At 72.3% G+C, this 21,323-nt stretch carries 21 protein-coding genes; 8 read left to right on the top strand and 13 right to left on the bottom strand.

Annotation, left to right across the window (positions count from 1 at the left end):
• Positions 1 to 11: 11 nt before the first annotated feature.
• The 3 genes from L1857_RS22995 to L1857_RS22985 all read left to right on the top strand — a co-directional run bounded on the left by L1857_RS22995 (position 12) and on the right by L1857_RS22985 (position 1,490).
• The gene (locus tag L1857_RS22995; RefSeq protein ID WP_116113317.1) at positions 12 to 626 is read left to right on the top strand and encodes a TetR/AcrR family transcriptional regulator; all 615 of its coding nucleotides are present in this window, start codon (positions 12 to 14) and stop codon (positions 624 to 626) included.
• Between the two features lie 127 nt (positions 627 to 753).
• Positions 754 to 978 (top strand): hypothetical protein, encoded by a 225-nt coding sequence (locus tag L1857_RS22990; protein WP_094007671.1) that lies wholly within the window; start codon positions 754 to 756, stop codon positions 976 to 978.
• Between the two features lie 230 nt (positions 979 to 1,208).
• Positions 1,209 to 1,490, top strand: a complete 282-nt coding sequence (locus tag L1857_RS22985; protein WP_240323360.1) for a hypothetical protein — start codon at positions 1,209 to 1,211, stop codon at positions 1,488 to 1,490.
• Positions 1,491 to 1,493: 3 nt separating this feature from the next.
• Here the strand turns inward: L1857_RS22985 and L1857_RS22980 are convergent, their stop codons facing one another.
• The 5 genes from L1857_RS22980 to L1857_RS22960 form a co-directional block, all read right to left on the bottom strand.
• Positions 1,494 to 2,864 carry a purine-cytosine permease family protein gene (locus L1857_RS22980; protein ID WP_094007670.1) on the bottom strand — a complete coding sequence of 457 codons (1,371 nt, stop codon included), beginning with the start codon at positions 2,862 to 2,864 and terminating at the stop codon, positions 1,494 to 1,496.
• A 214-nt stretch (positions 2,865 to 3,078) separates the two neighbouring features.
• Positions 3,079 to 4,038: an isopenicillin N synthase family dioxygenase gene (locus L1857_RS22975; RefSeq protein ID WP_116113323.1), complete on the bottom strand. Its 960-nt coding sequence runs from the start codon at positions 4,036 to 4,038 to the stop codon at positions 3,079 to 3,081.
• A 10-nt stretch (positions 4,039 to 4,048) separates the two neighbouring features.
• Entirely contained in the window at positions 4,049 to 4,507 is a 459-nt protein-coding gene (locus tag L1857_RS22970) for a nucleoside deaminase (protein ID WP_116113350.1), read from the bottom strand.
• Positions 4,508 to 4,517: 10 nt separating this feature from the next.
• Complete coding sequence (locus L1857_RS22965; protein WP_094007668.1) at positions 4,518 to 5,627, bottom strand: epoxide hydrolase family protein; 1,110 nt, start codon at positions 5,625 to 5,627, stop codon at positions 4,518 to 4,520.
• A 391-nt stretch (positions 5,628 to 6,018) separates the two neighbouring features.
• A complete protein-coding gene (locus L1857_RS22960; protein WP_094007667.1) occupies positions 6,019 to 6,630 on the bottom strand; it encodes a TetR/AcrR family transcriptional regulator in 612 nt (203 codons plus the stop codon).
• Positions 6,631 to 6,740: 110 nt separating this feature from the next.
• On the opposite strand from L1857_RS22960, the gene L1857_RS22955 reads away from it, so the two are divergent.
• The 3 genes from L1857_RS22955 (at position 6,741) to L1857_RS22945 (ending at position 8,934) form a co-directional block, all read left to right on the top strand.
• Entirely contained in the window at positions 6,741 to 7,496 is a 756-nt protein-coding gene (locus L1857_RS22955) for an SDR family oxidoreductase (RefSeq protein WP_162830625.1), read from the top strand.
• The gene (locus tag L1857_RS22950) at positions 7,493 to 8,278 is read left to right on the top strand and encodes an SDR family NAD(P)-dependent oxidoreductase (protein WP_249466281.1); all 786 of its coding nucleotides are present in this window, start codon (positions 7,493 to 7,495) and stop codon (positions 8,276 to 8,278) included. Before L1857_RS22955 ends, L1857_RS22950 begins: the two co-directional genes overlap by 4 nt.
• Positions 8,279 to 8,358: 80 nt before the next feature.
• On the top strand, positions 8,359 to 8,934 hold the full coding sequence (locus L1857_RS22945) for a TetR/AcrR family transcriptional regulator (protein WP_094007665.1): 576 nt from the start codon (positions 8,359 to 8,361) through the stop codon (positions 8,932 to 8,934).
• 932 nt (positions 8,935 to 9,866) lie between these two features.
• Here L1857_RS22945 and L1857_RS22940 read toward each other — a convergent pair.
• The 7 genes from L1857_RS22940 to L1857_RS22910 all read right to left on the bottom strand — a co-directional run bounded on the left by L1857_RS22940 (position 9,867) and on the right by L1857_RS22910 (position 16,441).
• A complete protein-coding gene (locus L1857_RS22940) occupies positions 9,867 to 10,967 on the bottom strand; it encodes an acyl-CoA dehydrogenase family protein (protein WP_249466278.1) in 1,101 nt (366 codons plus the stop codon).
• The gene (locus L1857_RS22935; RefSeq protein WP_094007663.1) at positions 10,964 to 12,151 is read right to left on the bottom strand and encodes an acyl-CoA dehydrogenase family protein; all 1,188 of its coding nucleotides are present in this window, start codon (positions 12,149 to 12,151) and stop codon (positions 10,964 to 10,966) included. Before L1857_RS22935 ends, L1857_RS22940 begins: the two co-directional genes overlap by 4 nt.
• Complete coding sequence (locus L1857_RS22930; RefSeq protein WP_116113332.1) at positions 12,148 to 13,368, bottom strand: acyl-CoA dehydrogenase family protein; 1,221 nt, start codon at positions 13,366 to 13,368, stop codon at positions 12,148 to 12,150. Before L1857_RS22930 ends, L1857_RS22935 begins: the two co-directional genes overlap by 4 nt.
• 2 nt (positions 13,369 to 13,370) lie before the next feature.
• On the bottom strand, positions 13,371 to 14,390 hold the full coding sequence (locus L1857_RS22925; RefSeq protein WP_116113335.1) for a phosphotransferase family protein: 1,020 nt from the start codon (positions 14,388 to 14,390) through the stop codon (positions 13,371 to 13,373).
• Between the two features lie 83 nt (positions 14,391 to 14,473).
• A complete protein-coding gene (locus tag L1857_RS22920; RefSeq protein WP_094007660.1) occupies positions 14,474 to 14,926 on the bottom strand; it encodes a MaoC family dehydratase in 453 nt (150 codons plus the stop codon).
• Between the two features lie 4 nt (positions 14,927 to 14,930).
• Positions 14,931 to 15,692 (bottom strand): beta-ketoacyl-ACP reductase, encoded by a 762-nt coding sequence (locus tag L1857_RS22915; RefSeq protein WP_094007659.1) that lies wholly within the window; start codon positions 15,690 to 15,692, stop codon positions 14,931 to 14,933.
• A gap of 74 nt (positions 15,693 to 15,766) precedes the next feature.
• A complete protein-coding gene (locus L1857_RS22910) occupies positions 15,767 to 16,441 on the bottom strand; it encodes a DUF998 domain-containing protein (protein WP_094007658.1) in 675 nt (224 codons plus the stop codon).
• 100 nt (positions 16,442 to 16,541) lie between these two features.
• Between L1857_RS22910 and L1857_RS22905 the strand changes: the two genes are divergently transcribed.
• Both L1857_RS22905 and L1857_RS22900 read left to right on the top strand, forming a co-directional pair.
• Complete coding sequence (locus L1857_RS22905; RefSeq protein ID WP_249466275.1) at positions 16,542 to 17,519, top strand: aldo/keto reductase; 978 nt, start codon at positions 16,542 to 16,544, stop codon at positions 17,517 to 17,519.
• Between the two features lie 153 nt (positions 17,520 to 17,672).
• Positions 17,673 to 18,113, top strand: coding sequence for a nitroreductase family deazaflavin-dependent oxidoreductase (locus L1857_RS22900; RefSeq protein ID WP_205413363.1), 441 nt, complete (start codon positions 17,673 to 17,675; stop codon positions 18,111 to 18,113).
• 125 nt (positions 18,114 to 18,238) lie between these two features.
• Here the strand turns inward: L1857_RS22900 and L1857_RS22895 are convergent, their stop codons facing one another.
• Positions 18,239 to 21,322, bottom strand: coding sequence for an acetyl-CoA carboxylase family protein (locus tag L1857_RS22895; RefSeq protein WP_249466270.1), 3,084 nt, complete (start codon positions 21,320 to 21,322; stop codon positions 18,239 to 18,241).
• Position 21,323 lies beyond the last annotated feature (1 nt).

Raw genomic sequence — 21,323 nt, 5'->3', positions numbered from 1 at the left:
AGGAACCGAAGGTGCCGGAGCCCCGCCAGGAGCGCAGCCGGACCACCCGCCGCAAGCTCATCGAGGCAGCCGTGGACTGCATCGGCGAGGTCGGGTGGGCCGGCACCACGGTCGCGCTGATCGCGCAGCGCGCCGGGGTCTCGCGCGGGGCCGCCCAGCACCACTTCCCGACGCGGGAGGACCTGGTCACGGCCGCGGTCGAGTACGTCGGCGAGGTGCAGATCGCGGAGATGCGCCGCGGCGCCGAGGGGCTGCCGTCCGGGCGGTCCCGCATCGAACCGGTGGTCGACATGCTGCTCAACCTCTACACCGGCCCCATGTTCCGCGCCGCGCTGCACCTGTGGGTGGCGGCCTCCAGCGACGAGTCGTTGCGCACCGTGCTGGTGCCGCTGCAGGCGAAGGTCGGGCGGGAGGCGCACCGGCTGGCGGTCGACCTGCTCGGGGTGGACGAGACGCGGCCCGGGGTGCGGGAGCTGGTCCAGTCGACCCTCGACCTCGCGCGCGGGCTCGGCCTGGCGAACCTGCTGGCCGACGACACCACCCGGCGGCGCCGGATCATCCGCCAGTGGGCCCGGGTGCTGGGCCCCGCGCTGCCCGAGCCCGAGGTCACCTCGGTGGGTGGCTGACGGCGTGTCGGGGGACCGGTCGTTAACACTAATGGACCAGTGTGCGATAACAGAGGCAACAGCAGGTGACGAGGCAAGGGGGTAGATCCCGGTGTCCGGTACAGGTGAAGAGCTGTCCCATCGTGCGATGGCGATGTTGCGAGCGGTGGCCCAGGGCCGCGCCGTGATGTCGTCGAGCGTCGAGCCGGACCTTTTCATCGACGGAGTCGCCTGCTGCGACCAGATGGCCGCGCACGCCCTCGCGCACGGCGGCTACATCCGCCCGGCGCGCACCGGGGAGCGCCTGGTGCCCGCGGTCCTGACCGAGGCCGGGCAGGCCGTGCTGGCGCCCGCGGTCGGCCACGTGGCCTGACGCACCGCCGGCTCACCTCGGCCCGGCGCCGGTGCCGGGCCCGATGCCTGGGCCACACGACGGCCCTGCCTGGCTGCGGGCCCGTGGCGGAAGGTCCGCGCTCACGCGGGATTCTCGGCGTGCTCGAGCAGGCCCGGATCTCACGGGCCGACCGTTGTCCGGCCCGGCTTGCCCGGGCTGATCGGTCCCGTGATCAATCTGCCGACGAAATCCTGTCCACCACCCGCGCCGTGCGCAAGCGCCTCGACGTCACCCGGTCCGTCCCGCGGCGCCTCATCGAGGAGTGCGCCGACCTCGCCACCCAGGTCCCGACCGGTCGCAACCGCGGCCTCGGCACGGTCTGGACCACCGCGCACGCGCCGCTGGAGAAGGAACTCGCCGCCACCCTCGGCGTGCCGCACGACGAGATCATGCTGGCCGCGCTGATCCCGCTCGCCTTCACGCTCGGCACCGACTTCCGCCCCGCGCCCCGCATCGGCCGCGGCGAGGTCCTGCACTGGGACCGCTGGTGAGCCTCAGCCACGCACCCAGCGGCGGCCCAGCACCGCGTAGAGCCCGGCCGCCAAGCCGAAGCCGGCGAAACACGTCACGTCGCCCACCGCCGGCACCGCCCGCGGCACCGGCCCCGCGTACAGCGTCTGGTTCGCGAACAACACGATCGACACCACCGCCGCGACCAGGAACGCCACCAGCCCCGGCCACCCCCACCGCCCGGTGTCGGACAGCAGGCGGTCCAGCCCCGCCTGCCCGCGCCGCATCAGCTGGTCGGCGAACACCACGCCCAGCCACGGGCTCACCCAGTACGCGATCACCAGCAGGAAGTGCTCGTACGCCGTCCCCGCGTCGGCGAGCCCCAGCCACGCCAGCACGAACCCGACGACGCCGAACGCGAGCGCCACCAGCGCCCGCCGCCACGCCAGCGGCAGCTGCACGCCCAGCGTGAGGAACGCCAGCGCTCCCGAGTAGACGTTGAGCGCGTTCGCGGCCACCGCCCCGAGTGCGATCGCCAGCAGCGTCAGCGCGGCCAGCCAGCCCGGCATGTGCCCGGTGAACGCCGCGGTCGGACTGCCCTCCCCACCGCCCAGGGTCGCCGACGCCGCGCCCGTCGCCATCAGCACCGTCGTCGCCACGAACAGGCCACCGCCCGCGGCCCAGCCGACCGCCCGGCCGCTCACCGACTCCGGCAGGTATCGCGTGTAATCCGCGGCGTAAGGGTTCCAGCCCGCCGTGTACCCGAACGCCGCGCCGACGGTCAGCAGGAACCCGCCCACTCCACCGGTTCCGGCGACCGCACCCGGCGACGCCCGCGCGAACGTGACCACCGCCCCGGCCGCGAACACCACCGCCAGCACCCCGAAGATCCAGCGCTCGTAAGCCTGCACCAGGTTGTGCCCGAAGAACGCGATCCCGATCTGCAGCACCACCACGATCACCAGGCACAGCAGCACCGGCATCCCGGTCAGCGTGCCGAGCGCGAACGCCCCGCTGACGCTGTTGACCGCGAACCAGCCGATCCCCGCCGTCACCGACATCAGCGCCGCCGGCACCGTGTTGCCGCGGTAGCCGAACGCCAGGCGGCTCAACACCATCTGCGGCACCCCGAACCGCGGCCCGCGCGCGGACAGCACGCCGTGCGACACCGCGCCCAGCCCGTTGCCGATCGCCACCGCGATCACGGCCTGCGCGAAACTCAGCCCGAACGCCGACACCGCCAGCACCCCGACGAAGATCGTGGCGAACTCCAGGTTCGGCGAGGCCCACGTCCAGAACAGCTGACGCGGCCTGCCGTGCCGGTCGGCCGCCGCCACCGGCTCGATACCGCCCGGTTCGACCGCGACGACCTGTTCGCCGTATCCGCCCGTTTTCCGCCCCGCCGTGGTCGCCATGGCAGCACCGTAGGCACCCGATGTTGCGTCCGTGTTGCACCATCGGGTGAACCGCGGAACTTTCCCGCACCGCCCCGCGACCCGGACTGCGAACCCCATCCGAGGAAAGGGACGCCATGGAGAAACCGGGCAACTGCAACTGTGGCAACTGCTGTGACTGCGGCGGGGAGTACGGCCGCAACTGACGCCGTCGCGCCCCCTGGTCCCAGTGGGGTCAGGGGGCCACGGTGATCGCGTCGAGTTTCCCGCGCAGGTACTCCGACGCCACGACCTCCGGGTACGCCCTGCGGCCCAGCGGCGGCGCCAGCGAGGTGATCCGCGCGTCGTGGTCGGTTTCGTAGAAGAAGATGAGCGACACCAGGTCCTCCTCCGGCGCGTCGGCCGAGGGCGGCAGCACCCGGTGCCGCGTCGAGCGCCAGCGGTCGCCCGTCCAGCGTGCCATCAGATCCCCGATGTTGACCGTGAACGCCGCCGGGTCGTACGGCGCGTCCACCCACTCGCCGTCACTGGTGCAGACCTGCAGCCCGCCCACCCCGGCCTGCCGGTCCAGCACCGTCACCGTGCCGAAGTCGGTGTGCGGCCCGATCCGGAACTGCCCCGGCGCCGGCGCGCCGACCCGGTTCAGCGCCGGGTACCAGTTGATGTTGAACGTGTACGTCGGGTGCCCGGTGTGCCGGGTGAAGTGGTCGGACGGCAGGCCGAGCGCGGCCGCGAACACCGTCAGCAGCTCGTCCGACAGCTCCCGCATCCGCCGCAGGTACTCGCGCGACGCGGTGGCGAACTCCGGGACCTCCGCCGGCCACACGTTGGGCTGGAACCAGAACTCGTCGACCTCGGCGATCCCGGTCGCGGTGTCCGCGCCTGCCGAGTAGGACTCCTTGAGGTCCGGCGGGGTTTCGGTGCCCTCGGCGTAGCCGTTGGCCTCCACACCCGGCGGCAGCCACCCGCGCCCGCCGACCGTCACCGCGTACCGCCGCTTGACCTCGGCCGGCAGGGCGAAGAACTCCCGCGCCCGCGACCGCACCCGCGCGCGCAGCTCGTCCGGCACGCCGTGCCCGGTGATCAGCAGGAAACCGGACTCGCGCAGCGCGCGGTCCACCTCGGCGGCCACCCGGCCGCGGCCGGAACCGTCGAACCAGGACGTCAGGTCGATCAGCGGAACGGACGGCGGCATGGCTGCTCCTTCAGGAAGTCTCGACCCCGATGTCCTCGAACCACAGGTCCGGGCGCTCTTCGATGAACTCCGTCATCAGCGTGACGCACGCGGGGTCGTCCAGGATCGTGATGCCGACCCCCAGCCCGGCCAGCCAGTCGTGGCCACCGGAGAAGGTGCGGGCCTCGCCGATCACCACGTGGGAGATCTGAAATTGTCGGATCAAACCGCTGCAATACCAACAGGGTGACAGTGTGGTGACCATCACCGTGTCGCGGTAGTGCGGCCGCCTGCCCGCGTTGCGGAAGGCCGCGGTCTCGGCGTGCATCGACGGGTCGCCGTCCTGCACGCGCCGGTTGTGACCCCGGCCCAGCAGCTCACCGTCCACAGTGAACAGCGCCGCGCCGATGGGCACGCCGCCCTCGGACTTGCCGAGCAGGGCCTCTTCGCGGGCGACGGCGAGCAGCCGGCCGGGATCGGGTTTGAGCATGCGCCCCACTCTAGAGCGAACCGAAGAACTCCAGAACGTCTTCGGCGAACAGATCCGGTTCCTCCATCGCGGCGAAGTGCCCGCCCCGGTCGAATTCCGACCAGTGCACGATGTTGTTGTCGCGCTCGGCCAGGCGGCGCACCGGCAGCACGATGTCGTGCGGGAACACCGCCACCCCCATCGGCACGTCCAGCCCGGGCTGCTTGCCCCGGCTGCGGGCCGATTCGTAGTACAGCCGCGCCGAGGAGCCCGCGGTGCCGGTCAGCCAGTAGATCATCACGTTGGTGAGCATCAGGTCCCGGTCGACCGCGTCCTCCGGGGTCTCGCCCGAATCGGTCCACTCCTGGAACTTCTCCACGATCCAGGCGAGCTGGCCGACGGGGGAGTCGTGCAGGGCGTAGGCCAGGGTCTGCGGGCGCGTCGACTGCTGTTTCATGTAGCCGGACAGCTCGCGCTGGTAGCGCTCGAGCCGGCCGAGCCGCTCCTTGTCGGCCAGGGACAGCTCGTCCAGCTCGGCGGGGTTCCCGGACGGGACGGTGCCGAGCATGTTGACGTGCACCCCGGCGACGTGCTCGGCGTCGTCGATCCCCAGCCGGCGGGAGATCGCCGAGCCCCAGTCGCCGCCCTGCGCGCCGTAGCGGTCGTAGCCCAGGCGGCGCATCAGCTCGGCGAACGCGCGGGCGACGCGTGCCACGTCCCAGCCGGCGCCGGTGGTCGGGCCGGAGAAGCCGTAGCCGGGGATGGCCGGGATGACCAGGTGGTGCCGCGCCGACAGCGCCTCGATCACCGGCAGGAACTCCACCACCGAACCGGGCCAGCCGTGGGTGAGGATCAGCGGCAGGGCGTCCTCGTCGGCGGCCCGGACGTGCAGGAAGTAGATGCGTTGCCCGTCGATCTCGGTGGTGAACTGGCCCAGCTCGTTGAGCCGCCGCTCGTGCGCGCGCCAGTCGTAGGACGTGCGCCAGTACCGGGTCAGCTCCTGAACGTAGCCGAGCGGGATGCCGTAGCTCCAGCCCACGCCCGGCAGCTCGTCCGGCCAGCGGGTCAGGTCGATGCGGGCGTGCAGGTCGTCGAGCTGGGACTGCGGGACGGCGAGGTGGAACGGGCGGATTTCGCTCATGCCGTGACGGTAGCGAGGAACCGCACCCACCGTCCGGTTCGTCGCCGGCGGCCGCACGTGCGCGGCCGGCGCCGGTAGCGCCGCGCGGTACCGCCGTTTCCCGGCCCGCGCGGACCTCCCACTGCCTCTGTGCCGACGAGGCGGCAACCCTCACCGACGCGGCTCGGCCCTTCTCGGTGGCCTTCCCGCTCTTCGTCCGGCTCGTCGAACCGCACGCGTCGGTCGAGGTCACGGCGGCCCATCCGGTCCACCACGCGCTGCCGGCGCACCCTCGCCGCCGACGCCGAGCACGCCTCGCGGGCCGGGCGTGCTGAGACGTGCCGAAGGTGGGGACGGAGGTTACCAACCGCTTAGTATGTGAGGTACGGTGAGCGTCGTGGCACCGTCGCTGTCAGGGTTGCGCGCCGAGCATGCGCAACGCGAGATCCCCGTACTCGCGGCCGAGCGCCTTGGGCGTCTTCCCGGTGCGTTCGGTGTACCAGCGCGCCACGTCGACGCCGAGCGACAGGACCGCTCGCGCGGCGGTCTTGACATCGGCCACCACGAACTGGCCCTGCGCCACGCCCTCCTCGATGACGCCGCGCACCAGGTGCTCGATGCGGCGCCGCAGGTCGGCCACCACCTGGTACTCCTGCTCCGGCAGCGCCTGCAGCTCGTACTGCACGACGCGCGCCACGGTGTGCCGCCGGGCGTGCCAGGCGACGAAGTCGGCGACGATCCGGCGCATCCGCTCCTTCGGGTCGTCGGCGCGCTTCGCGACGTCCTCGACCAGGTCGAGCGTCTGCTGGTGCCCGCTCTTGCTGATGGCGAACAGCAGCGCGGCCTTGGACGGGAAGTGCACATACAGCGCCGCGGGGCTCATCCCGGCCGCGCCGGCGATGTCGCGCGTCGTGGTCGCGTGGTAGCCGCGGCGGGCGAAGGACTCGACTCCGGCCAGCATCAGCCGCCGCGCCGCGTCCGGCTGCACGTCCGGCCAGAGTTCGGCGGACAGCGAGATGGTCATGGCGGAATCCTCCCAGTCGGGAACCGCCTGGCGGGAGACTTGACACGGCGGTCCGGCCGTTCTCATTGTAAGCGAGCGCTTAGTCAAGGTGGACAGGAGACAGGAGCCCGATGGTGAACTCGTTCAAGGACCGCGTCGCGATCGTCACCGGGGCGAGCCGGGGCATCGGCTTCGGCATCGCCCGTGAGCTGGTGCAGCGCGGCGCGCGGGTGTGCATCACCGCCCGCAAGCCCGAGCCGCTGGCCGACGCGGTGAACGAGCTGGGCGGGCCCGGGGTGGCGATCGCGGTGCCCGGCAAGGCCGACGACCCGGCGCACCAGGAGGAGGCCGTCGCCAGGACCGTGGAGACCTTCGGGCGGCTGGACATGCTGGTCAACAACACCGGCATCAACCCGGTGTACGGCCCGATGCTCGACATCGACCGCGACGCCGCGGCGAAGATCCTCGCCGTCAACGTGCTCGCGCCGCTGGCCTGGCTGCGTCAGGCGCGCGACGCGTGGATGGGGGAGCACGGCGGCTCGGTCGTCAACGTCGCCTCGATCGCCGGCCTGCGTGCCTCGCCCGGGATCGGCATGTACGGCGTGAGCAAGGCGGCGGTGATCCGGATGACGCAGGAGCTGGCGGTCGAGCTGGGCCCGAAGATCCGGGTCAACGCGGTCGCGCCGGCCGTGGTGAAGACCAAGTTCGCCACCGCGCTGTACGAAGGCCGCGAGGAGGAGGTGTCCGCGGCGTACCCGATGAAGCGGCTCGGCGTGCCGGAGGACATCGCCGGGGCGGTCGCGTTCCTGCTCTCCGACGAGGCCGGGTGGATCACCGGGCAGACCGTGGTGCTGGACGGCGGCGTGACGCTGGGAGGCGGGCTGTGAGCTTCGAGCTGAGGGGCGCCGGGGTCGTCGTCACCGGCGGTGGCGGCGGGATCGGGGCGGCGCTGGCGCGGCGGTTCGCGGCCGAGGGCGCGCGGATCGTGGTGGCCGACCTCGACGGCCCGGCCGCGGAGGCGGTGGCCGCGGAGGTGGGCGGGGTCGCGGTCGCCGGTGACGCGGCCGGGGTGGACGGGGTCGCGTCGCTGATCCAGCGGGCGTCGGACGAGCTGGGCGCGATCGACCTGTTCTGCGCCAACGCGGGCATCGCCCCGCACGGCGGGCCGGAGGCGCCCGAGGAGGTGTGGGCGCGGGCGTGGGACGTCAACGTGATGGCCCACGTGCGGGCGGCTCACCTGCTGTTGCCCGCCTGGCTGGAGCGCGGGCGGGGCCGGTTCCTCGCGACGGTCTCCGCGGCCGGGCTGCTGACCAGCCTCGGGTCGGCGCCGTACTCGGTGACCAAGCACGGGGCGCTGGCGTTCGCGGAGTGGCTCTCGGCGACGTACCGGCACCGGGGCATCACGGTCCAGGCGATCTGCCCGCAGGGCGTCCGGACGAACATGCTCGCCGCGACGGGCGTCGGCGGACAGCTGATCATGGGCGCGTCGGCGATCGAACCGGCCCAGGTGGCGGACGCGGTGATGGAGTCCTTCTCCGACGACCGGTTCTTGATCCTGCCGCACCCGGAGGTCGCCGAGTACTACACCACCCGCGCGACGCAGACGGACCGCTGGCTGGGCGGGATGAACAAGCTGCAGCGCAAGGTGGAGGCCGCGCAGGGCGAGTGACGTGCTCCGGTCGCACATCGCCGGAAGGTGTGCGACCGGGGGCGCGGTTATGCTGTGCCGGTCGAGGAAGGACGTTGCGGATGACCGAGGAGCCGGTGCCGGCGAGGCTGCTGTCGGCGGCGACGCGGTTGTTCGCCGAGCGCGGGTTCGACCGGACGTCGGTGCAGGAGATCGTGGCCGCGGCCGGGGTCACCAAGGGCGCGATGTACCACTACTTCGGCTCGAAGGACGACCTGCTGCACGAGATCTACGGCCGCGTGCTGCGGTTGCAGACCGAGCAGCTGGAGAAGGTGGTGGCCAGCGGCGAGCCGGTGGCCGCGCGCCTCCACGCGGCCGCTTCCGACGTCGTGGTGAGCAGCATCGACAACCTCGACGACACGACGATCTTCTTCCAGTCCATGCACCAGCTCAGCCCGGAAAACCGCAAGGCGGTGCGCGCCGAGCGGCGCCGGTACCACGTGCTGTTCCGGTCGCTGATCGAGGAGGGGCAGCGGGAGGGCGTGTTCCGCACCGACAAGCCCGCGGACATCGTGGTGGACTTCTTCTTCGGCTCGGTGCACCACCTGGCGGTCTGGTACCGCAGCGACGGGCGGCTGAGCGCGCCGGAGGTTGGTGCGCACTACGCCGATCTGCTGGTGGGCTCGCTGCGGCCCTGAGGTTGTTGCGCTGCCTTTCTGGTGGCGGGGCGCGGTTGGTCCAGTGGTGCCGGCACGAGGTGACGCATTCGTGTGGGTACCAGGCGACCATTCGTGTGGGTACGAGATGGCCATTTGTGTGGGTGGCTACGAGATGCCCTCTCGCGGGGCCGTGAGGCGGCCACTCGTGGGGCTACGAGGTGCCCGCTCGTGGGCGTGCGAGATGCCCTCTCGTGCGAGGTGACCGTTCGTGCGGCCACACGAGGTGTCCACTCGTGCCCGCGCGAGATGTCCGCTCGTGGGCGTGCGAGATGCCCGCTCGTGGGCGTGCGAGATGCCCGCTCGTGGGCGTGCGAGATGCCCTCTCGTGCGAGGTGACCGTTCGTGCGAGGTGACCGTTCGTGCGGCGGCGAGGTGACTGTTCGTGCGGCGGCGAGGTGACTGTTCGTGCGGCGGCGAGGTGACCATTCGTGCGGTCGCATGAGGGGGCCACTCGTGCGAGTGCGAAGTGTCCGCTCATGGGGCGTTGGGTGTCCACCCGCGGGGGTGCGAGATGTCCTCTCGTGGGGGTGCGAGGTGCCCTCTCGTGGGGGTGCGAGATGTCCTCTCGTGGGGGTGCGAGGTGCCCTCTCGTGCGGGTGCGAGATGTCCTCTCGTGCGGGTGCGAGATGCCTGCTCGTGCGGGTGCGAGGTGCCCGCTCGTGCGGGGGCGACATGCCCGCCCGTGCGGGTGCGACGCGACCACCTGCCTCGCCTGGTGTGGCTGGTCCCTTCGTACACCTACGACTGGGGACACGACCACTGGGTGCTTTCGTGCGCCGAAGTCCGTGGCTGGGCCTTCGTGCGCCTGCGAAGTGTCCACTCACGCGGGAGCCACGCGCCGACGACACAAGACAAGGGAGGCCGGCGCCACAGCACCGGCCTCCCGAAAAACCACGCTCCAGCAATCCGCCTCAGGCCGGCGGCAGGTTCACCAACCCCGCCAGCGCCGCACGGTGCCGCCCCGGCGTGCCGAGCGCCAGCTCGTCGCTCTTGGCGCGCTTCAGGTACAGGTGCGCCGGGTGCTCCCACGTCATCCCGATCCCGCCGTGCAACTGCACCGCCTCCTCCGCGGCGTGCAGCGCCACCGCCGAGCACGTCGACTGCGCCACCGCCACCGCGACGGGCACATCCGAGTCACCGGTAGCGAGCGTGTCCGCCGCATAGCGGGCCGTCGCGCGGGCGGACACGATCTCCAGGTACAGATCCGCCAGCCGGTGCTTCAGCGCCTGGAACGAACCCACCGGCCGCCCGAACTGGTAGCGCTGCTTCAGATACGCCACCGTCTCATCGAGACACCACTGCGCGACCCCGACCTGCTCCGACGCCAGCAACCCGGCGCCCACCAGCAACGCCTGCCGCAGCGCCGCCTCCGCCCCGGGACCCGACACCAGCAACCGCGACGACGCGTTGTCCAACGACACGTCCGCCAGCCGGCGCGTCAGATCGAGCGACACCACCTCGGTCACCGTCGCCGCGGTCTTCTCCACCGCGTACAGCCCCGGGCCGTCCGGGCCCACCGCCGGCACGGTCAGCACGTCCGCCACCGACGCATCGGCCACCGTCCGCACCGCGCCGCTCAGCGCGCCCTCCGTGTTCGCCGACACGCCACCCGGGAAACCCGCGTCCGGCGCCGACGTCAGCGGCACCGCCAGCGCGCCGACGACCTCACCGGCGGCCAAGCGCGGCAGCAACTCCGTGTCACCCGCGGCCTGCAAAGCCGCCGTCGCCAGCACCGCGCTGCCCAGGAACGGCACCGGCGCCACCGACCGGCCCAGCTCCTCCAGCACGACCGCCACCTCGCGGTACGACGCGCCCTGCCCGCCCAGCGATTCCGGCACCGCGAGCCCGGCCAGGCCCAGATCGGTCGCCAGCGTCCGCCACAGCTTCAGGTCGTACGGCTCGGCGCTCTCCGTCCGTGCCAGCACGGCCGAAAACCCGGCCTGGTCGCCGAGCAGGTCCCGGACACTGGCGCGCAGGTCCTCCTCGACCTCGGAGTACAGCAGATCGCTCACCGCGGCAGGTCCTTCCACGCGACGTCCTTGTCCACCCGTGGCTCGGACGGCAGCCCGAGCACGCGTTCGGAGATGATGTTGCGCAGCACCTCGGAGGTGCCGCCCTCGATCGAATTGCCCTTCGCCCGCAGGTAGCGGTACCCGGGCCCGCGGCCGAGCATGTCGACCTTCTCCGGCCGGCGCAACGTCCAGTCGTCGTAACGCAGACCGTCCTCACCGGACAGTTCGATCTCCAGCCCGGTCAGCGCTTGCTGCAGCTTCGCGAACGCCAGCTTCATCGCCGAACCCTCCGGCCCCGGCGCCCCGACCGCCAGCTGCTGGCGCAACCGCGTCCCGGCCAGGCGCGCCGCTTCCGCCTCGACCCAGAGGCGGAGCAACCGGTCGTGCAGCTCCGGCGTGCGCAGCTCCGGCCGGTCCCGCCAGGTCCGCGACACCATCCCGATCAGGCCGCCCTCGCGCGGGATCGCGTTGCCGCCGATCGCCACCCGCTCGTTCATCAGCGTGGTCTGCGCGACCTTCCAGCCCTCGCCGACCGCGCCGAGCCGGTTCGCGTCCGGGATCCGCACCCCGGACAGGAACACCTCGTTGAACTCGGCCTCGCCGGTCAGCTGCCGCAGCGGCCGCACCTCGACACCGGGATCGGTCATGTCGCAGATGAAGTACGTCATGCCCTGGTGCTTGGGCACGTCCGGATCCGTGCGGGTGACCAGGATCGCGAACCGGGCGATGTGCGCGACCGACGTCCACACCTTCTGCCCGTCGACCACCCACGTGTCACCGTCGCGCACCGCGCGGGTGCCCAGCGCGGCGAGGTCCGATCCGGCGCCCGGCTCGCTGAACAGCTGGCACCACACCTCCTCGCCGGTCCACAGTGGACGCAGATAGCGCTTCTTCTGCTCCTCCGTGCCGAACCGCAGGATGGTCGGCGCCGCCATGCCCAGCCCGATGCCGATCCGGCGCGGGTTGTTGTCCGGCGCGCCGGCCTTCGCCAGCTCGGCTTCGACGACGTTCTGCAGCTCGCGCGGCGCGCCCAGCCCGCCCAGGCCCTCCGGGTAGTGCACCCAGGCCAGGCCGGAGTCGAACCGGGCTCGCAGGAACTCCAGCCGCTCCGTGCTCGCCGGCGGGTGGGCGGCGAGCAGCTCGCCCACCCGCGCGCGCAGGTCGTCGGCGGTCAGCGTGCTCATCGGGCCTCCGATCGGTACTTCTTCAGCTCGCGGTGGGCCAGCGAGCGCTTGTGAACCTCGTCCGGTCCGTCGGCGAACCGCAGCGTGCGGATCCCCGCCCACATCTCCGCCAGCGGGAAGTCCTGGGACAGCCCGCCCGCGCCGTGCGCCTGGATCGCCTTGTCCAGGATCCACTCGACGGTCTTCGGGGTGGCGATCTTGATCGCCTGGATCTCGGTGTGCGCGCCGCGGTTGCCGACGGTGTCCATCAGCCACGCGGTCTTGAGCACCAGCAGCCGCAGCTGCTCGACCTTCACCCGCGCCTCGGCGATCCAGTCCTGCACCACGCCCTGCTCGGCGATCGGCTTGCCGAAGGTCGAGCGGCTCAGCGTGCGGCGGCACATCATCTCGATGGCGCGCTCGGCGATGCCGATCGAGCGCATGCAGTGGTGGATCCGGCCCGGCCCCAGCCGCGCCTGGGCGATGGCGAACCCGTCGCCCTCCTCGCCGATCAGGTTGTCCGCGGGCACCCGCGCCTCGTCGAAGACCACCTCGGCGTGCCCGCCGTGCGAGCCGTCGGTGTAGCCGAAGACGTGCATCCCGCGCGTGACGTGCACGCCGGGCGTGTCCCGCGGCACCAGGATCTGGCTCTGCTGGCGGTGCGGTTCGGCGTCCGGGTCGGTCTTGCCCATGACGATGAAGATCTTGCAGTTCGGGTTCATCGCGCCGGTGATGTACCACTTGCGCCCGGTGATCACGTACGAGTCGCCGTCGCGGCGGATGCTGGTGGCGATGTTGCGGGCGTCGGAGGAGGCCACGTCCGGCTCGGTCATCGCGAACGCCGAGCGGATCTCGCCGTCCAGCAGCGGCTGCAGCCACTGCTTGCGCTGCTGCTCGGTGCCGAACATCGCGAGCACCTCCATGTTCCCGGTGTCCGGCGCCGAGCAGTTCAGCGCGACCGGGGCCAGGTGCGGGCTGCGGCCGGTGATCTCGGCCAGCGGCGCGTACTGCAGGTTCGTCAACCCGGCGCCGTGCTCACCGGGGAGGAAGAAGTTCCACAGGCCGCGTTTGCGTGCCTCGGCCTTGAGGTCCTCCACGACCGGCGGGAAGGTCCACTCGTTGTCCCGCTGCGCCAGCTGCTCCTCGTAGACCGGCTCGGCGGGGTAGATGTGGGAGTCCATGAACTCCAGGAGCCGCTCCCGCAGCTCCTCGGTCTTGGCGTCGAACGCGAAATCCATGATCAGTCCTTGAGGGTGTCGAGTCCGAGGGTGACGAGCGGGACCACCGCGGCGCCGATCTGGTCGAAGCCGGCGCCGACGGTCTGGCCCTGGCTGAACCGGTAGTAGATGCCTTCCAGGATCACCGCGAGCTTGAAGAACGCGAACCCGACGTACCAGTCCAGCGCCGAGACGTCCCGGCCGGACCGCGCCGCGTACCGCGCGATCATCTCGTCCGTGCCCGGGTAACCGGGCGCGGTGCTGACGTTGGAGACGATCTCCAGGTCGACCTTGCCGCGCTCGGCGTAGGCGATGAGCAGGGCCAGGTCGGTCAGCGGGTCGCCGAGGGTGGACATCTCCCAGTCCAGCACCGCGGTGATGCGGTCGGTCTCGTCGACCAGGACGTTGTCCAGCCGGTAGTCGCCGTGCACGACGGCCGCCGGGCCGGACGCCGGGATGGCGCGGGCCAGCTGGTCGTGCAGGTCGTCGACGCCGGGCAGGTCCCGGCTGCGGGAGGCGTCCAGCTGCTTCTTCCAGCGGCGCACCTGCCGTTCCAGGAACCCCTCCGGGCGGCCGAAATCGGCGAGCCCGACCGCGTCCGGGTCGACGGTGTGCAGGTCGACGAGGGTGTCCATCAGCGACTCGGCGATCGCCCGCGTGCGCTCCTCACCGAGCGCCGCCAGCTCGCTCGCCGCGCGGTAGGGGGTGCCCGGCACGAACTCCATCACGTAGAACGGCGCGCCGAGCACCTCGGTGTCCTGGCACAGCGTGATCGTCCGCGGCACCGGCACGGGCGTGTCCGCGAGCGCGCTGATGACGCGGTGCTCGCGGGCCATGTCGTGCGCGGTGGGCAGGACGTGCCCGAGCGGGGGCCGGCGCACCACCCAGCGGCCGGCGCCGTCGCCCACGATGTAGGTCAGGTTCGACCGGCCGCCCTGCACCACCTCACCGGTGAGCGGGCCCTGGACGAGCCCGGGGGAGTGCTCGTCCAGGTAGTCCCGCAGCCGTGCGAGGTCGAGTCCGGGCAGGTCCTGCTGCGTCACTGGGCCTCCTTGTCCAGATAGCTATACCGACCAGTCGGTATGTCCCACCGTAGCGGAAGCCCGCCCGGAGGCGGGCTCACGTCTCAGGCGATCAGGCGCGTCACCCACTCGGCGACGCACGCCGGCTTGGCCTCGCCGTCGATCTCGATCGTCCACCGCGTCACCACCTGCTTGCCGCCCGGCACGTCGGTGACCTCGGCCAGCTCGGCGACCCCGCGGATCTTCGAGCCGACCTTGACCGGCTGCGGGAACCGGACCTTGTTCAGGCCGTAGTTGATCCCCATCTTCAGCCCGTCGACGCGGTAGGTGCCCGCCGACAGCAGCGGCAGCACCGACAGGGTCAGGAAACCGTGCGCGATCGGGGCGCCGAACGGGCCCTGCTTGGCCTTCTCGACGTCCACGTGGATCCACTGGTGGTCGCCGGTGGCGTCGGCGAAGGTGTTGACCTGCTCCTGCGTGACGGTGTGCCAGTCGCTGGTGCCCAGCTGCTCGCCGACCGCGGCGGTGAACTCGTCCAGTCCGTTGAAGACGCGCATGATCTCAGTCCTTCGGTCCGCCGGCGACGTAGACGACCTGGCCGGAGACGAACCCGGCGCCCTCGCTGACCAGGAACGACACGGTGTTGGCGATGTCCTCGGGCTTGCCGACGCGCTGCACCGGGATCTCCTTGGCCGCGAACGCCTTGAAGTCCTCGAACGGCACGCCCAGGCGCTCCGCGGTGGCGGCGGTCATGTCGGTCTCGATGAAGCCCGGCGCGATCGCGTTCGCGGTGACGCCGAACTTGCCCAGCTCGATCGCCAGCGTCTTGGTGAAGCCCTGCAGGCCGGCCTTGGCCGCGGAGTAGTTGACCTGGCCGCGGTTGCCCAGCGCGGAGGTGCTGGACAGGTTCACGATCCGGCCCCAGCGCTGCTCGGTCATGTGCTTCTGGACCGCGCGGGTCATCAGGAACGAGCCCTTGAGGTGCACGTTCATGACCGAGTCCCAGTCCTCGTCGGTCATCTTGAAGAGCAGGTTGTCCCGGGTGATGCCGGCGTTGTTGACCAGCACGGTCGGCGGGCCCAGCTCCTCGGCGACCCGGGCGACGGCGGCCTCGACCTGCTCGGTGTTGCTGACGTCGAGCGCGACCCCGATGGCCTTGCCGCCGGCCGCGGCGATGTCCTCGGCGCCCTGCTTCACGGACTCCTCGTTGAGGTCCAGCAGGGCGACGGCGAAACCGTCCGAGGCCAGCTTGCGCGCGACAGCGGCGCCGATGCCTCGGCCGGCGCCGGTCACGATGGCGACCCGGGAGTGGGACTCGGTCACGGGAACTCCTCCTCGTCGTTGAGCGCGTCGGTAAGCGAGCGCTTAGAAAGCTACTCGCCTCCGGCCCGGAGCGCCTAAGTGACCTGGGTCACCCCGGTTCGGTTCGATCGTAGTAACGGGACGGCCAGCGTGGCGAGCGCGAGCAGTTCGGTGGCCGCGAGCAGGCGCTCCACCAGGCCCAGCGGGATCGTGCGCCACCACGGCCCGCCCCCGGCGAGCATGTAGCCGACCGCACCGAGGATGAGCCCGAACCAGGCGAGCGAGACGATCGCCAGCGCGCGGGCCGCCCAGCGCCAGCCCGGCGAGTCCGGGAAGATGCGGCGCGCGGCGAACAGCAGGCCGACCGGCAGGCACACGAACCCGACGACGCTCGCGTACCGGTGCACCACCCCGCCCAGGCTCGGCCCGACGGACCAGTCGGTCTTGGGGAACGCGACCACCACCAGCAGGCTGACCGTCCACAGTGCACCGAGCACGACCGCGGCCGAGCGGACCGGCAGGGCCCGCATCAGCACGTGCGCGGCGAACAGCACCGCCGAGCCGAGGGCGATCAGCAGGACCGCGATGTCGAAGATCCACTTGTTGGCGCTCAGGGCGTACTCGCTGATCGTGCGGCGCACCGGGCTGATCTGGTCGGTGGGCGGGAGGAACTGCAGCAGGAGCACGAGCGCGGCGCCCCCGGCGATCGCGGTGAGGCAGCCCAGGGCGAGGAGCCGCGGCGCGCGGGTGGGGGCCGGAGTGGTGGTCACCCGGCCCAGTTTATGCGCGCACGTGTGGGGGTTTTGTGATCTCGTGGGCGGTTTCGGCGCGTGCCCGGGATTGTCGGTGGGGGCCCTTAGGATCGTCGGCATGGAGCAACGGGTTCTCGGCCGGACCGGCCGTGCGGTGTCGGTGGTCGGGCTCGGCACGTGGCAGCTGGGCGCGGACTGGGGCGAGGTGGGCGAGGCCGAGGCGTTCGCGGTGCTGGAGGCCGCGGTGTCGGCCGGTGTCACGTTCTTCGACACCGCCGACGTCTACGGTGACGGCCGCAGCGAGCAGATCATCGGGCGGTTTCTGCGCGACCACCCGGACGTGTTCGTGGCGACCAAGATGGGCCGTCGCGCGCCGCTGGACCCGGGTGAGTACACGCTGGAGAACTTCCGGGCGTGGACCGACCGGTCGCGGGCCAACCTCGGGGTCGAGGTGCTGGACCTGGTGCAGCTGCACTGCCCGCCGGCGGCGGTGTACTCCAGTGACGCCGTGTTCGACGCGCTGGACACGCTGGTGGCGGAGGAGCGGATCGCCGCGTACGGGGTGAGCGTCGAGACGTGCGCGGAGGCGCTGACCGCGATCGCCCGCCCGGGCACGGCGAGCGTGCAGATCATCCTGAACCCGTTCCGGCTCAAGCCACTCGACCGGGTGCTGCCGGCCGCCGCCGAGGCGGGGGTGGGGATCATCGCGCGGGTGCCGCTGGCGTCCGGCCTGCTGTCCGGCCGCTACACGAAGGAGACGGTGTTCGCCACGGACGACCACCGGACGTTCAACCGGCACGGCGAGGCGTTCGACCAGGGGGAGACGTTCAGCGGGGTGGACTTCGCGACGGGCGTCGAGGCGGCCGCGGAGTTCAGTTCGCTGGCCCCGGCCGGCGTGACGCCCGCCCAGACGGCGTTGCGGTGGATCATCCAGCAGCCGGGCGTCACGTCGGTGATCCCGGGGGCGCGATCGGCGGAGCAGGCGCGAGCGAACGCGGCGGCGGCTGGGGCCGAGGCACTGCCGGAGCCGACGCTGGAGGCGGTGCGGGAGCTGTACGACCGGCGGATCCGGGCGCAGGTGCACGAGCGCTGGTAGGGCTCGTGCGTTCCGGCCGGGTGACCGCGCCAATGGCCGGCGCCCGGCCGCGGCGCGCTGCCCGGAGCCGGCCAGGCGTCATCACCGGCCCCGGCAGGGGTGCGCGTCCGCCGTGGCGGGAATACCGCGGGCGGCGGCCGCCTTGTGGCAGGCGTGAGTGATCACTTCGAAGGCGAGTACGCGCCGAGCCCGACGGACTGGGTCCGCGAAGCGGTGGAGCAGTTCGAGTCGTCCGGCGGGGAGGTCAGCCTCAACGAGCCCGGCGGGGCCCCGATCGTCGTGCTCACCACGGTCGGCGCCAAGACCGGCAAGATCCGCAAGTCGCCGATCATGCGGATCGAGAAGGACGGCAAGTACCTCGCGGTGGCGTCCAACGGCGGCCGCCGCGAGAACCCGGGCTGGGTCGCCAACCTCCGTGCCCACCCGACGGTGGAGCTGCAGGACGGCCCGGTCAGGAAGACCTACGTCGCCCGCCGGCTCGACGGCGAGGAGCGTCGCCAGTGGTGGGAGTACGCTGTCGCGCTCTGGCCGACGTACACCGAGTGGCAGGAGAAGACGGACCGCCAGATCCCGCTCTTCCTGCTGGAGGAATGAGGCGGCACCCGGATCGACCGGCCGCGCACCGCCGCGGCGAGCGGGTTCCGCGGTCAGCCGGTCGCGCTGAACGCTGGCGGCGGGGTGGTCCGGCCGCGCGCCGTCGCGGCGAGCGGGTTCCGCGGTCAGCCGGTCGCGCCGAGGGTGCGGATGATGAGCTCCCGCGTGCCGGCCGGGTCGATCACGTCGTCGATCTCGAAGACCGTCGCCGTGTTCAGGGCCTTGCCGCGCTCGTAGTACTCGGCCACCAGCTCGGCGTAGCGGGCGTGCCGGGCCTCCGGGTCGGCGATCGCCTCCAGGTCCGCGCGGAACCCCAGCCGCACCGCGCCCTCCAGCCCCATGCCGCCGAACTCGCCCGTCGGCCACGCCACCGTCAGCGCGGGCGCGTGCAGCGAGCCGCCGGTCATCGCCATCGCGCCCAGGCCGTAGGCCTTGCGCAGCACCACCGCGACCAGCGGCGAGGTCAGCCGCGCCCCGGCGACGAACAGGTCACCGAACCGCCGCACCGTCGCGGTCTTCTCCGCCTCCGGGCCCACCATGAACCCCGGAGTGTCCACGAAGGACACCACCGGCAGGCCGTGCGCGCGGCACAGGTCCAGGAAACGTGCCGCCTTGTCGGCGGCGTCGCCGTCGATCGCGCCGCCGAGGCGGGCCGGGCTGTTCGCCAGCACCCCCACGGGGATCCCGCCGATCCGGGCCAGCGCGGTGATCACCCCGATCCCGAACCCGGCGCGCAGTTCGAGCAGGCTGCCGGGATCGGCCACTGTGGACAGCACCGGCCGCACGTCGTAGACGCGGACCCGGTTCTCCGGCACCAGGTGCCGCAACCGGCGCTGGTCGTGCGGCTCTCCGGCCTCGGCCGGGCCGGCGAAGTAGGACAGGTAACGCTTGGCCACGTCGACCGCCTCGGCCTCGTCGGCGACCAGCACGTCCACGACCCCGTTGGTGTACTGCACCGGCGTCGGCCCGACGTCGTCGGGCGCGACGACACCGAGCCCGCCGCCTTCGATCATCGCCGGCCCGCCCATGCCCAGTGAACTGCCCTCGGTCGCGATGACCACGTCGCACACCCCGGCCAGCGCCGCGTTGCCGGCGAAGCAGTAGCCGGACACGATCGCGACCGTCGGCACCTCGCCGGCCAGCTGGGCGGCCATGCGGAACGTCGGCACGTCCAGCTGGGCGACCGCGGAGGTGTCGGTGTCGCCCGGCCGCCCGCCGCCGCCCTCGGCGAACAGCACCACCGGCAGGCCGCGGTCCCGGGCCAGCCGCAGCATCCGGTCGGTCTTGCGGTGGTTGTGCACGCCCTGCGTCCCGGCCAGCACGGTGTAGTCGTAGGCCAGCACGACGACCGGCCGCCCGCCGACGGTCGCGGTGCCGGTGACCAGGCCGTCGGCGGGGGTGCGGCGGATCAGGTCGCCGAGGTCCCGGCGGCGGCGCTGCGCGGCGATCGCGAGGGCGCCGTACTCGGTGAAGCTGCCGGGATCGCACAGGTCCTCGACGTTCTCCCGCGCGGTCCGCTGCCCGGCGGAGTGCCGCTTGCGCACCGCGTCCGGGCGCGCGGCGTCCAGGCCGATCTCGTGCCGCGCCACGGTTTCCGCGAGGTCCGGCCGGATGTGGTCGAGGTCGGCTTCGGTCGCTTGGGCGGCTCCGGTCGCCTCGCCGTTCTCCCGCAGGGTGACCAGGACCGCCCCGGCCGTGACGGTGTCACCGGGCTTGACCGCGACCCCGAGCACCGCGCCGCCCCGCTCGGCGGTGATCACGTGTTCCATCTTCATCGCCTCGATCACGACGAGTTCCGCGCCCGCCGGCACCGTCTCGCCCTCGGCCACGCACACCTGCGCCACCACGCCCTGCTGTGGCGCGGTGACCGTGCCCGGCGCGGCCGCGGGCTCGATGATCTCGTCCACCAGGTCCGGCAGGCGGCGGTCCACGAACGTGGTGTCGGCCGTGCCGAGCGGCTCGGCCAGCAGCGCCCGGAGCAGGGCGAGGTTCGTCGGCGGCCCGGTGATGGCGAATTCGCCCAGCGCGCGACACAACCGGGCGGCGGCCGAGGCGAGGTCGTGTCCGGTGACGATCACCTTGGCCAGCAGCGAGTCGTAACGCGGGTTGCCGGGATAGCCCGGGTAGCCGTGGGTGTCCACGCGGACGCCGCGGCCGGTGGGCGGCTGGAACGTGGTGAGCGTGCCGCCGCCGGGCAGCACGGTGCCGTCCGGCCGGACCGTTTCGGTGTTGACCCTGGCCTGGATCGCCACGCCCCGCGGCTGCGGGACGGTGCGGTCCAGTGGTTCGCCCGCGGCCAGCCGGAGCCCGATCTCGACCAGGTCGAGCCCGGTGACCTCCTCGGTCACGGTGTGCTCGACCTGCAACCGCGGATTCACCTCCAGGAACACGAATTCGCCGCCGTCGACCAGGAATTCCACAGTGGCCAGACCAAGGTACACAGTGGACCCGACCAACCGCGTGGCGCACTCGTGCAAGCGCTTTCGGAGCTCCGCCGGGAGGGTCGCGGGCGCGATCTCGATGAGCTTCTGGCGGCGGCGCTGCAGGCTGCAGTCCCGGTCGCCGAGCGCGAGCGTCGTCTCGCCGTCGGCGGCGATCTGCACCTCGATGTGGCGGGCGTGGGGGAGGAGCCGTTCCAGGTAGACCGAGCCGTCGCCGAACGCGGCCCGGGCTTCGGAGGCGCAGCGGCGCAGTGCGGCGGGCAGGCCGGCCGCGTCGGTCACCGGTCGCATGCCGCGTCCGCCGCCCCCGGCCAGCGCCTTGACCATCACCGCGCCGTGCTCGGCGAAGAACGCCTCGGCGGTGGCCGGATCGGTCGGGCCGTCGGTGCCCGCGAGGACCGGAATGCCCAGCTCCCGGGCTCGTGCCCGGGCGCGGGTCTTGTCGCCGAACAGTTCCAGGGCGTCCGGGGACGGTCCGGCGAAGCGAATCCCGGCGTCCGCGCAGCGGCGGGCGAGGTCCGCGCTCTCGGACAGGAACCCGTAACCGGGGTGCAGGAACTCGCATCCGGTGCGCTGCGCGGCGGCGACGATCGCGGCGGCGTCGAGGTAGGTGCCGTCGAGGCGTTCGGCGTGGTCGGCGCGGGTGACGTGGGCGCAGTCGGCGTCGTCCCCGGGATACACGGCGACCGTGCGGAAGCCCAGCGCGGCGGCGGTGCCGAGGATCCGGACGGCGATCTCGCCCCGGTTCGCGACGAGCAGGGACGGCACC

The sequence above is a fragment of the Amycolatopsis thermalba genome, from assembly GCF_023376025.1.
Classification (GTDB): Bacteria; Actinomycetota; Actinomycetes; order Mycobacteriales; family Pseudonocardiaceae; genus Amycolatopsis_E; species Amycolatopsis_E thermalba.
This window is presented reverse-complemented; position numbering and strand designations above follow the sequence as displayed.